The sequence below is a fragment of the Allobosea sp. P2_A10 genome (genome assembly GCF_056405115.1).
This window is the reverse complement of sequence record NZ_JBFUCS010000003.1, coordinates 1-12,856: the sequence shown is the minus strand read 5'-3', so window position 1 is coordinate 12,856 and position 12,856 is coordinate 1. Positions and strand designations below refer to the sequence as shown.

The 12,856-nt window shown below is 64.6% G+C and carries 6 protein-coding genes and 1 pseudogene; 5 read left to right on the top strand and 2 right to left on the bottom strand.

Annotated features, from left to right (window positions below):
* Nucleotides 1-154: 154 nt before the first annotated feature.
* Together AC1DZY_RS06010 and AC1DZY_RS06005 are read right to left on the bottom strand one after the other, a co-directional pair.
* Nucleotides 155-979, bottom strand: coding sequence for an IS5 family transposase (locus tag AC1DZY_RS06010; protein WP_476819176.1), 825 nt, complete (start codon nt 977-979; stop codon nt 155-157).
* A gap of 31 nt (nt 980-1,010) precedes the next feature.
* On the bottom strand, nt 1,011-2,378 hold the full coding sequence (locus AC1DZY_RS06005; RefSeq protein WP_476819175.1) for a HAMP domain-containing protein: 1,368 nt from the start codon (nt 2,376-2,378) through the stop codon (nt 1,011-1,013).
* A 176-nt stretch (nt 2,379-2,554) separates the two neighbouring features.
* Here AC1DZY_RS06005 and AC1DZY_RS06000 point away from each other — a divergent pair, with 176 nt between their 5' ends.
* From AC1DZY_RS06000 to AC1DZY_RS05980, 5 genes and pseudogenes are all read left to right on the top strand, one after another.
* Nucleotides 2,555-3,502, top strand: coding sequence for an ArdC family protein (locus AC1DZY_RS06000; RefSeq protein ID WP_476819174.1), 948 nt, complete (start codon nt 2,555-2,557; stop codon nt 3,500-3,502).
* A 146-nt stretch (nt 3,503-3,648) separates the two neighbouring features.
* On the top strand, nt 3,649-5,772 hold the full coding sequence (locus AC1DZY_RS05995; RefSeq protein WP_476819173.1) for a ParB/RepB/Spo0J family partition protein: 2,124 nt from the start codon (nt 3,649-3,651) through the stop codon (nt 5,770-5,772).
* 179 nt (nt 5,773-5,951) lie between these two features.
* Nucleotides 5,952-10,321 (top strand): annotated as a pseudogene (locus AC1DZY_RS05990) (strawberry notch-like NTP hydrolase domain-containing protein).
* Nucleotides 10,321-11,367, top strand: coding sequence for a DUF7146 domain-containing protein (locus AC1DZY_RS05985; RefSeq protein ID WP_476819172.1), 1,047 nt, complete (start codon nt 10,321-10,323; stop codon nt 11,365-11,367). Before AC1DZY_RS05990 ends, AC1DZY_RS05985 begins: the two are co-directional and overlap by 1 nt.
* A 344-nt stretch (nt 11,368-11,711) precedes the next feature.
* Complete coding sequence (locus AC1DZY_RS05980; protein WP_476819171.1) at nt 11,712-12,641, top strand: DUF2493 domain-containing protein; 930 nt, start codon at nt 11,712-11,714, stop codon at nt 12,639-12,641.
* The last annotated feature ends 215 nt before the right edge of the window (nt 12,642-12,856 follow it).

Here is a 12,856-nt window from a genome sequence, read left to right as displayed (position 1 = left end):
CTCACTCCGCATGCGAACGTCGTCCTTACGGCTATGGGAGCTAACCAATGTTCAGCCGCTTTCTTGAGTTTCTGAACCCGCTCCACACTGCCGAAACAATCGCTAAGCGGTACTTCCACAGCCCTGGCATGACTCAGAGTCCGTTTGAGAATGCTCACGGATGGACGATCCGCCGCAGCATGAGGCTTCCGAGCGCGATATGGATCATGGCCTCGGAGACATCGAGGCGCTGTTCGTAGTCTCGGACGAGGCGCTTCCAACGGGTCATCCAGCCGAAGGTGCGCTCAACCACCCATCGCCTTGGCAGCACCTTGAAGCCAGGTTCCTTGTCGGTGCGGCGGACGATCTCGATGACGAAGTCGCGATAGGCGGCGGCGTCCATGAGGCGGGTGCGATCATAGGCGCCGTCGGCAAACAAATGCTTGAGCCAGGGCCAGCGTTTGCGGATGGCGGCGACGATGGATTGGGCGCCGGCGCTGTCGGAGATATCGRCGGTGGTGAGGTTGACCATGAGCAGCCTGCCATCGGTATCGACGGCGATATGGCGCTTGCGGCCGACTATCTTCTTGCCGGCGTCGAACCCGCGCTTTTCCGCCGCCGGCGCCTTGATCGACTGGCTGTCGACCACGGCTGCGGTCGGGCTCTGCTCCCGGCTCTCACGCTCGCGATCGAGCATCAGCGCGACGTCATGGATCGTCCTGAACAGCAGACGACGAACGAAGCGCCGGAACCACCAGTAGACTGTCTGCCAGGGTGGAAAATCATTCGGCAACATCCGCCAGCCGCCACCGGTCCGAGCGAGATAGCGCAGGGCGTCGAGCACCTCGCGAAGGTCGGTCGTCGGCTTGCGTCCGCGCTTCGGCACTGGCGGCAGAAACGGCGCGATGAAGCGCCACTCCTCATCCGTCAGATCAGTCGGGTAGCGCTTCGCGCGCTTCTCAAATCCAGCCATCCGGCCACGGCTCGCTCGAGTCCACATCCCAAGCTTGAATCACGCCGCAGCGGCCGCATCAACCCATTCTCAAACAGTCTCTTAGCTGATCCGAAGCGGAAGCGACGCCCGCGATATGTAGGCCGGCTGACTTCGACGATTCGCCCGCCGCATCGGCTTGGTCGAGCACACTTGATGAGCAGCCCTCGAGCTCAACAGACGCAGCCGATAGCTCCTTGGCAACGCTTTCCACGTTCAGCAGGACCGTGCGTGCGCTGTCATCAAAACGCTTGATCAATCTGTCGATGATGATTGACCTCGCCGCAAGATTGTCCTGCGTTGCGGCATGGGCACCTGCTAACTTCAGGCGTTCGTCGGCGGTGTCTTTGAACACAAGGACTGCTCTTGCCATCTGGCCGATTTCGTCGGCGCGTTCGGTGGATGGGATAGGCCGAGTGGAATCACCTTTTGCCAGGCTCAACATGGTGTCGCGCAGTTGCCGGATCGGCCGTGACGTCGTGCGAGCTACAAAGAGCGACAAGGCTGATCCGATCGCCAGAACGACAATAATCGTGCTGAAAACAGTGAATTTCATTCGCGCTTGGACGCGAGCCAGTTCTCCGGCGGCCGCAGCTTCGCGAGGTTCGATCGCCCGCTCGAGGGCAAAAAGTTTTGGCGTGAGAATATCGACAGCATCGGTCAATTTTTCCGCTTCATCGGCGAAGCTTTTTTCGCTGTCGCTCCATTGCGGAAAGGACTTGGAATACGACTGAAGCGCTGCGGCGACGGTGTCGCGTTGGTCGGCGCCGTCAAAAGACGCCAGAGCGATGGCTCTCTCAATTCTACCAAGTTCCACCTCCCACTGTGCCAGATGCGTGTTGTTCAGCGAGTTCCGAAAATCGGCTTCAGCGCGACGCAAGCCCAAAGCGGCTGTCAGCATGCGCAGCCTGCCGGGATCGTCGCTGCCCAGCGCGACAGCCCTGGCCAAACCTTCCAACTGGGTCCCGGCGTGCTGAAGCGAGGCGTCCGATCCCTCGAGGCCCGCAGCAAGGCGGCCGGAAACCGGCCGGAAGCGGGCTCCGATCTCAGTGACGTCCCCGCTGACCTCGGCCAGCTGCGGCCCGAACCCTTGCGCAGTCAGCTTCGTCGAGGCCGCCGAAACGCTATCGGCCAACACAGCGTGGAGGCTCAGCGTGACGTCGCCATCTGTGGTTGATCGCCGAAACCTGAAATCACGGCTGGCCACCTTCAACGCGAGGGCCTCCGCTCCGATCTTGCGAACGGCGGCGCCGACGCGGCCAAGCTCCTCATGCTCTGCAAACCGGGCTGCGATAGCGCGATCGCCTTCCGCCGTCACGAGACCGATCGTGATCAACCCGGCGATGAACACCAAGCTGACCGATGTGATCCGCGTCTGGAGCGATAGGGCCAAGCTGAGTTTATTCACGGGAGCCTGACCGTAGGGAGGGCAGCCTTGATTGAGCTACATGATGGTAAAAGAAAGCCTAAGCTTTTGATGTGGAACCGAAGCCCGGTTGGGATGAGAGTGAGAGTGCGAACGGTTTAGCCGTGACGGATTGATGTCGGGAGAGAGTCTTCCGGCGCCCGTCGCGGAGAACCGCGATGTCCAGAACCGCTGCTCGCGCTCGCCCCAGTTCCGACCGGGCGAGCCTTTACGATGACATCACCAACAAGATTATCAGCGAGTTGGAGGCGGGGAGGGTGCCCTGGGTCCAGCCATGGGGTACGGCGGCTGCGAAGGCGTCGCTCGCCATGCCGAACAACGCTGCCACGGGTCGCCACTATTCGGGGATCAACGTCCTGATCCTTTGGGGCTCGGTGGTCGAGCATGGTTTTCCCGGCCAGAGCTGGCTCACCTTCCGCCAGGCGCTCGCGCTCGGAGGCAATGTCAGAAAGGGCGAGCTTGGCACGACGGTAGTCTATGCCGACCGGTTCGTGCCCGATGAAGGGAAGAACCGCGCTCGCGAAAGCGGCGAGGAAGCTCAGGCGATCCCGTTCCTCAAACGCTTCACCGTCTTCAACGCCGCGCAATGCGAAGGCCTGCCCGACGACGTCGCGCTCGTCGCCCCGCCGCCCCCGCCCGGGCTGATCGAGCCCAGGGTTGAGTCCCTGATCAAGGCGACCGGCATCGACTTTCGCATCGGCGGAAATCGCGCCTTCTATACGCCGGCCCAGGATTTCGTGCAGATCCCGCCGCCCCAGGCCTATTTCGAGCCGATCAACTGGCATCGAACCGCCCTGCATGAGCTTGGCCACGCCACGGGCCATGCCTCGCGCCTGAACCGGGATTTCTCCGGCTCCTTCGGCTCGAAAAGATATGCCTTCGAGGAGCTGATCGCCGAGATGAATGCGGCCTTCTGCTGCGCCTCGCTCGGCATCGCTCCGACGGTGCGCCATGCCGATTATATCGGCTCCTGGCTCGACGTGCTGCGCGAGGATAACCGCGCGATCGTGCGTGCAGCTTCCCAGGCCAGCAAGGCGGCTGACTATCTCCTTGGGTTCTTGCCCAACCCCGCCGCCGCGGAAGACGATCAGCAAGAAGCAGCCTGATGATCGCTCGTTCGGACGGGCGGTTCCTCTGCGAGTTCGTTCTGTGCCTGTCGAGGCCGTGAGAGGAAGAGGAGGAATGGGAATTTCGTGACGGGTTGGAGGTCGAGAGAGAGGCTCTCGGCGGCCCGTCGCGGAGCTCAATCCCAATGGCAGCCACGGTTCAAAAGATCACCCTGTCGTCCTCGCGCGACATCCCCTTCAACAAGCTCGTGCTCTCCCAGGCAAACGTCCGGCGCATCAAGGCCGGCGTCTCGATCGAGGAGCTCGCAACCTCGATCKCCCGTCGCGGCCTCATTCAGAGCCTCAGCGTCCAGGCCGTCACCGACGCTGAGGGCGTCGAGACCGGCATGTTCGAGGTGCCGGCGGGCGGCCGGCGTTTCCGGGCGCTCGAACTGCTGGTGAAGGGCAAGCGCCTCGCCAAAACCGCGCCCGTTCCTTGCGTGGTTCGCGACCGCGACAGCGAGATCCTGGCCGAGGAGGTGTCGCTCGCCGAGAATATCGAGCGCGCGCCGCTTCATCCCCTCGATCAGTACCGCGCCTTCCAGGACATGCTGGCCAAGGGCATGACCGAGGAGGCAATCGCCGCGGCATTCTTCGTGCCCGTCACAGTGGTGAAGCAGCGGCTGCGTCTGGCCTCGGTCTCGCCCGCGCTGCTAGAGGTCTATGCCGATGATGGCATGACGTTGGAGCAGCTCATGGCCTTCACGGTTTCCGCCGACCATGATCGTCAACTGCAGGTCTGGGAGGCGATCAAGGATGCTTGGTCGAAGGAGCCTTATCAGATCCGCCGCATGCTGACCGAAAAGACGGTGCGGGCTTGCGACAAGCGCGCTGTCTTCGTCGGTATCGACGCCTATGAGGCGGCCGGCGGCATCGTCCTGCGCGACCTGTTCCAATCCGACGATGGCGGTTGGTTGCAGGATGCAGGTCTGCTCGATCGGCTCGTGGCGGAGAAGCTCAAGAACGAGGCCGAAGCGATCGCCGAAGAAGGCTGGAAGTGGATCGAGGTCGCGGTCAGCTTGCCGTTCGATGTCGCGCGCGGACTGCATCAGGTGTCCGGGACGCCGCTAGATCTCACAGCGGAGGAGCAGGCGACGATCGAGGCACTCAAGGCCGAGTTCGCGACGCTCGAGGCGGAGTATGAGGGCGTCGACGAATTGCCCGAGGAGGTCGACCAGCGCCTCGGCGAGATCGAGACCGCACTGGCAGCGTTCGAGTCTCGTCCGATGCAGTTCAATCCTGCTGATATCGCCATCGCGGGCGCCTTCGTCAGTATCGACGCCAACGGCTTGCTCTCGGTCGAGCGCGGGTTTGTCCGGCCCGAGGATGTTCCGCCCGTCTCGGTCGATGGCGCGGATGGATCGGAGACCGACAGCGCAATCGACCCCGCCAGCCCGTCGGTGCAACGCGCCATCATCACGATCGGTGGCCAGTCGGTCGCTTCCGAGGAGGACGAGGACGACGTCATCAGGGCGCTGCCGGATCGCCTAGTGACCGAACTGACCGCGCACCGCACGCTGGCGCTGCGCGACGCCCTTGCCGGCAACCCGCATGTCGCGATGACCGCGCTGCTGCACAAGCTCGTCGTCGACACCTTCCAGCACCGCTCGGCGTCCGGTTGCCTTGAGGCTTCGGTCCGTCACGTCTTCTTCCCGGTCCAGGCGGACCAGTTGAAGGACAGCCCCTCGGCGAAGGCGGTGACGGAGCGCCACGAGGCCTGGAAAGCGGAACTGCCTGCTGATGATGATGCGCTCTGGGAATGGCTCGCGGCGCTCGACGATGCCAGCCGCATGGCGCTGCTCGCTCATTGCGTCAGCTATGGCGTGAACGCGCTCTACGAGAAGGCCGACCGTTACGGTGGAGCGGTGACAGTGCATGGTGTCCGGCAGAGGATCGCGCAGGCCGATCGGCTGGCGCGGGCTGTCGGGCTCGACATGGTCGAGGCCGGTTGGACGCCGACGGTCGGCAACTATCTCGGCCGCGTCACAAAACCCCGTATCGTCGAGGCGGTACGCGAGGCCAAGGGCGAACAGGCCTCGCAGCTTATAGGCCATCTCAAAAAGGGCGACATGGCGAAGGAGGCCGAGCGCCTGCTGGCCGACAGCGGTTGGCTGCCCGAGCCGCTGCGCTTCACAGACATCAACGATAGTGCAGCCGGCGAGGAACGCGAGGTGGATGGCGAAACCACCGCGTTGCCGGAATTCCTCGCCGGCGATGAGGACGGCTCCACCGTGGACGGCGACCCCGTCCACCTGATCGCTGCCGAGTAACACCGTGCGCGACCGCTCGGTCGCGCCCCATCCTGAACCTTAAGCCCGGCCGTCCCAGCGGCCGGGCTTTTTCTCTGTCGGGCGCTTGAGAGGAAGAGGGCTGCCGGAAGGGGTTTGAGCCGGGCTCGTCGAGAGAGAGCCGCCCGGTCGTCCCGTTCCGCTCTCCCGAGGTCCTCTCCATGCTCAATGTCTCATCTGCCGTGGCAACCGTGCCATTCGCTCCCATCCCGACCGGGTCGCCGGTTGCGATCGACCCCTCTGCCGCCATTCATGGCGCGGCTCAGATCCTTCTCCCGCATCTCGAACGCGGCCAGCGCATCGACGCCGCCACCTTACGCACTGCAATGGAGATCGCCTTCGGCGCCTCCGATGCGTCCGGCGCCTGGGACTGGAAGACGGCCTATGACACCTGCGAGGCTGCAACGGTGCTGTTCCTGCGCCGATACGGCAAGGCGCTGTTCCGCAAAGCCGGCTCGCCGGGCGCGGCACTGCCCATGCTCGAAAGAATCGTCGATCTCCTCCCGACGCACACACGGCGCTCGCTGGAAAGCGACGCGTTCCAGCAGTTCAGCACACCCGTTCCGCTTGGCCTGGCAGCGCTGACGGCTGCGGCGATCATGCCGGCCGACCGGGTGCTGGAGCCTTCCGCCGGCACCGGGCTGCTCGCTATCCTGGCGGAGATCTCCGGCGGCGTTTTGGCGCTGAATGAACTGGCCCAGACCCGGGCCGGGCTGCTGTCGCGCCTGTTCCCGGGGATTCCCGTCACACGCTTCGACGCGGCGCAGATCGACGATCATCTCGATCCTGTCACCTCCCCTACCGTCGTACTGATGAACCCGCCCTTCTCGGCGATGGCCCATGTCGAGGGCCGCATGGCGGACACCGCACTTTGCCACATTGCTTCGGCGCTGGCGCGTCTCGCAGATGGCGGCCGCCTTGTCGCGATCACCGGCGCGAATGTCTCGCCGGAGGTACTGACCTGGCGCGAGTCGTTTGTCCGGTTTCAGCAGCGCGGCCGCGTGGTGTTCACCGCCGCTATCGACGGCGCCGTGTTCGCCAGGCATGGCACGACGTTTCCCACGCGATTGACCGTCATCGACAAGTTGCCCGCCGAGGATCCGGGCCAGTTTCCGGCATCACTGGGCATGGCGCCTGACGTCGCCACCCTGATTTCCTGGATCGGTGAGCACGTCCCGGCACGGCTGCCGATCGCTGAAGCAGGGCGTGGGCCGAGCGTCATCGTGCCGATCACCACGTCGCGCTTGGTGCGGGCCCATCTCCCGCAGCTAGCGGTCAAGCCGCCCGCGTGCAGCGCCGCAGGACCGGAAGGGGTCGAACTCGCCTACGAGACCCTGGACTGCAGGCCCGATGACAGCGGGCGGATCACGGACGCGATCTACGAAGAGTATCGCCTCCAGACCATCCGGATTCCCGGCGCTCGGCCGCACCCGACCAAGCTGGTGCAATCGGCGGCAATGGCCTCGGTTGCACCGCCAAAGCCGAGCTCCCGGCCGATGCTCCCCGCAGCCATCGTCACCAACGGGCTCCTGTCCGATGTCCAGCTTGAGACTGTCATCTATGCCGGCGAAGCCCATGCAGACTATCTCGCCGGGTCCTGGACGGTGGACGAGACTTTTGACGTCGTCTCTGCTGCGCGTGACGACGCCGCGAACGCCGTGCGCTTTCGGCGTGGGTTCATGCTCGGCGACGGCACCGGGGCCGGAAAAGGCCGCCAGTCCGCCGGCATCATCCTCGACAACTGGATGAAAGGCCGCCGCAAGGCGGTGTGGATCTCTAAATCCGACAAGCTGATCGAGGACGCCCAGCGCGACTGGTCGGCGCTCGGCATGGAGCGCCTGCTGGTCACGCCGCTGTCGCGGTTCCCGCAGGGCAGGGACATTCGGCTCGATCAGGGCATCCTGTTCACGACCTATGCCACACTGCGCTCCGACGAGCGCGGCGACAAGGTTTCGCGCGTTCGGCAGATCGTCGACTGGTTGGGCTGCGACTTCGACGGCGTGATCATCTTCGACGAAAGCCACGCCATGCAGAATGCCGCTGGCGGCAAGGGCGAGCGTGGTGATGTCGCAGCCTCGCAGCAGGGCCGCGCCGGCTTGCGCCTTCAACACGCCTTGCCGAATGCCCGCGTCGTCTATGTCTCGGCGACGGGCGCGACCACCGTGCACAATCTCGCCTATGCCCAGCGTCTGGGCCTTTGGGGTGGCGAGGATTTCCCCTTTGCGACCCGGGCCGAATTCGTCGAGGCGATCGAGGCCGGCGGCGTCGCCGCCATGGAGGTGCTGGCCCGCGATCTGCGCGCGCTCGGGCTCTATACCGCCCGGTCGCTGTCCTATGACGGCGTCCAGTACGAGCTGCTCGAGCACAAGCTCACGCCCGAGCAGATCCGGATCTATGACGCTTATGCCGGGGCCTTCGGCGTCATCCATAACAATCTCAATGCGGCGATGGAGGCGGCGAATATCACGACCACGACGGGCTCCGCTCCCAGCTGAACCGTCAGGCGAAGTCGGCGGCGCGCGCGGCCTTCGAAAGCACGAAGCAGCGCTTCTTCGGCCATCTGCTCACCAGCATGAAGACCCCGACCCTGATCGGCGCAATCGAGCAGGATCTGACGGATGGCCATGCCGCCGTCATTCAGATCGTCTCGACCGGGGAGGCGCTGATGGAACACCGCCTCGCGGAGATCCCGACCGAGGAATGGAACGACGTCCGCGTCGACATCACCCCGCGCGAATATGTCCTCTCCTATCTGCAGCATTCCTTCCCGGTGCAGCTCTACGAACCCTTTACCGACAGCGAAGGCAATCTCTCATCGCGCCCGGTCTATCGCGACGGCCAGCCCGTCGAGTGCCGCGAGGCCGTCGCCCGCCGCGATCGCCTGATCGAGACGCTGGCAAGCTTGCCGCCGGTCCCCGGAGCGCTTGACCAGATCGTCCAACGCTTCGGCACGGACATCGTCGCCGAGGTCACGGGCCGGTCGCGTCGCATCGTCCGCAAAACCAGCACTGGCGGCATCGATCGCCTCGCCGTCGAGAACCGTGCGGCTTCCGCCAATCTCGCGGAAGCCCAGGCCTTCATGGACGACCAGAAGCGCATTCTGGTTTTTTCGGATGCTGGCGGTACGGGCCGGAGCTACCACGCCGAGCTGACGGCGAAGAACCAGCGGCTGCGCGTCCACTATCTGCTCGAACCCGGTTGGAAGGCCGATGCCGCGATCCAGGGGCTCGGTCGGACCAACAGGACCAACCAGGCGCAGCCGCCGCTGTTTCGGCCGATTTCGACCGACGTAAAAGCGGAGAAGCGCTTCCTCTCGACCATCGCCCGGCGGCTCGACACGCTAGGAGCGATCACCCGCGGCCAGCGTCAGACTGGCGGGCAAGGCCTGTTTCGTCCCGAGGACAATCTCGAAAGCCAGTATGCCCGCGATGCCCTGCGACAGCTTTATCTCTTGCTCGTGAGAGGCAAGGTTGAGGGCTGCCCGCTCCAGATGTTTGAGGATGCCACCGGCCTGACGCTGATGGATTCCTGCGGCCTCAAGGATGAGCTGCCGCCAATCACGACCTTCCTCAATCGGCTGCTGGCGCTGACCATCGACCTTCAGGGCATCCTGTTCACGGCGTTCGAGCAGTTGCTCAACGCCAGGATCGAAGGCGCGGTCGCTGGCGGCAGCTACGATGCCGGCCTGGAGACGCTTCGGGCGGAGAGCTTTGTCGTCACCGATCGCCGCACCATCCATGTCCACCTCGGCAGCGGAGCGGAAACACGGTTGCTCACGATCACGCAGCGCGAGCGCAACCAGCCAGTCTTGCTGGCTGAGGCCTTGGCTCGCCTTGATGATCCCCGCGCCAAGCTGCTGATCAACGAGCGCTCCGGCCGCGCGGCTGTGCAGGTACCGGCGCCTGCGCTGATGCTCGACGATGGCGAGATAGAACGGCGGGTCCGCTTGATCCGGCCGATGGAGCAGCATCAGGCCTCATTGTCGATGATGGCGGCAAGCCACTGGATCGAGGCGAACCAAATCGAGTTCGCTGAGACCTGGACTGCGGAACTGACGAATGTGCCCGAGTTCACCGAGAGCACCATCCATATCGTCGCCGGCTTGCTCTTGCCGATCTGGAAGCGTCTGCCCAACGAATCCTCGCGGGTCTATCGGCTCCAGACCGATGAGGGCGAGCGCATTGTCGGACGTCGTGTCTCTCCCGCCTGGGCAGTTGGCGCGCTGTCGACAGGCGCCCCGTCGCTGACGGCCGGCGACGCCTTCGCCGCGCTGATCGACGGCAAGACCATACTCGACCTCACCGAGGGCCTGCAGCTACGGCGCAGCCGCGTCATGGGCGTGAACCGGATCGAGCTCTCGGGTTTCACCGACACCATGCGTGATCGCCTGTCAGCCTACGGCCTCTTCCACGAGATCATCTCCTGGAAGCTGCGCATGTTCGTGCCGACGGATTCGTCGGGCTCAGGGGTCCTGGCCAAGGTGCTCGAGCGCTATCCTGTCGAGCGTGTCGGTGAGCGGGCGGCAGCGTGATGGCTCAGTATGACGCGTCCGACATGGCGCAACGTCTCGGCCGACAGGCTGAAGCCGTGTGCCGTCACTATCTCTCAAGCGGGCGTCGACAGGGGCGCTACTGGCTCGTCGGCGATGCCCGCAATACGCCCGGTCGCTCGATGTTCGTGCGGCTGGTCGGTCCGAAAAGCGGAAAGGGCGCTGCCGGCAAATGGACCGACGCAGCCACGGGCGAACATGGCGATCTCCTCGACGTCATTCGCGAGAGCTGTGGACTGCTCGAGTTCAGGGACGTCGCTGACGAGGCCCGGACCTTTCTCAGTCTGCCGCATCCCGAGCCGGAGCATGCTTCGGCTCGGGGGAATTCGGCAAAGACGTCATCCGGATCGCCGGAGTCAGCTCGGCGGCTACTCGCCATGGCGCGGCCGATATCGGGCACGGTCGCGGAGACCTATCTGCGAGCACGCGGGATCGCGGATTTGCGTGGGACCGAAAGCCTGCGCTTCCACCCGCGCTGCTACTATCGCGCCGACGGGGATGCGCCGACCGAGACCTGGCCGGCGATGATCGCTGCCGTCACTGATCTCGACGGCCGTCTAACCGGAGCGCACCGCACCTGGCTTAGCCCTGACGGATCGGACAAGGCGCCTATCGAGACGCCGAGGCGCGCGATGGGCGAGCTGCTCGGACACGCGGTCAGGTTCGGTGTCGCCGGCGAGGTCATGGCGGCCGGCGAAGGCATCGAGACGATCCTGTCGCTGCGATGCGCTCTGCCCAGTATGCCGATGGCTGCGGCGCTCTCAGCTGCGCATCTCTCCGCCATCCTGTTTCCCGGCACGTTGAGGCGGCTCTACATCGTGCGTGACGCCGATCCGGCGGGGGACAGCGCGCGTGACAGCCTGATCGAACGCGCGAACGCGGCCGGGATAGAGGCGATCGTGCTGTCGCCGGCGCACGGAGACTTCAACGAGGATCTCCGCCTGGCCGGCCTCGTTGCCCTGGGAGCCAACACCCGCGTTCAACTCGCCCCGCAGGACGGCGCCCGCTTCATGGCATTGGCGGCATAGCCCGGTAGGAGAACTGACCGAGCTGTCGTCGCAAGCCTCGCTTGGATGCTGCAATGTCGGAGAGAACCGCGACCTCGGCCTTCGAGAGGGCGATCGGCCGGCAAGCGGCCCGGACCGGCAATGCCTGCGGCCGGTTCTTTTCCGCCGCCCGTCCACCCCACGCGGCAAGCCGCGCGGGGGCCCCGGCTTCGGGCTTTGCATCGCGAAGCAAAAGAACCGGCCTTCGGCATCCTCCGCTTCGCTGCGGCCCTTCGCTTCGCTTCGGGTTCTGATCCGGCCCGCCTGCCGGCTTTCGTCGCCATGAAGGCCGCGAGGGTCGCGGTCGCAACCGACGGGAGCATCCCATGATCGATGATCACTTTGAGCCGAACGCATCTTCCCCGACCGAGCATGTCCTTACCGAACTCCAGCTCTACGGCTACCGTCCCTTCTCGGACGAACCCGATCCTCGGCCGATGCCAGAGGGCGACGACGTCGCCGGCGCCATCGCCGAGATGTTCGGCGCCCTGATCGGCGCCCTGCAGGACACCCGCCTCGACCCCGACCTCGGCGATCTCCTCTGGTCGACCGTCAACATCTTCCACCGAGCGACGGGCCGGATCGAACGCGAGCTCGATGACAACGAACAGGCGCAGCGTCGCAGCCAGCGCGAACAGGATGGTGGCGAGATCAAATCCGTCGAGCTCGAACGCCTGACAGCCGAGGGGCAGACACTGATCGAGCGCCAAAACGCCTTCGAGTTGATGCGCGACCAGGCCGCCGAACACTACGAGCGGCACTGCGGCTCACCCTGGCGCCCGCGCAGCGGCTCGATGGTCAACCACAAGGCGATGACCTCAGCGATGATCGACAGTCGAGAATTCCTCGCTGCGAAGAGGCGGGCATCGCAGGAGGTGCTGCTGCCGCCTGGCCCGAAGATCGCCTTCACCGGCGGCGTCGAGTTCAACGATCACACTCTGATCTGGGCCAAGCTCGACCATGTGCACGCCAAGTACCCGGACATGGTATTGCTGCACGGCAAGTCGCCGAAGGGCGCCGAGTTGATCGCCTCGCGTTGGGCCGATCATCGCAAGGTGCCGCAGATCGGCTTCGCACCCGACTGGACGAAACACGCCAAGGCCGCGCCCTTTAAGCGCAACGACGCCATGCTCGACATCATGCCGATCGGGGTCATCGTGTTTCCGGGCACGGGCATCCAGGACAATCTCGCTGATAAGGCCAAGAGGCTCGGCATCCCGGTCTTCGATTTTCGCGCGAAGCGAGGTGGCGCGTGAGCAATGGCTCACCTTCTGCTTGGTAGGCTTACTACAACCGCATGGCTGAGCCCGTGAATTGTTGCCTTATTTCATACCCTGCAAAGCAGTGCTCATGACAGCACGATCAATCGCGTCGGCAAGCTGAGCCTGAGCAAATGGTTTGCCGAGGCGCAGCAAATCGTCAAGGCCATCATTATCGGGAAGCTCGGCATAGCCCGAGGCCAGAATAATAG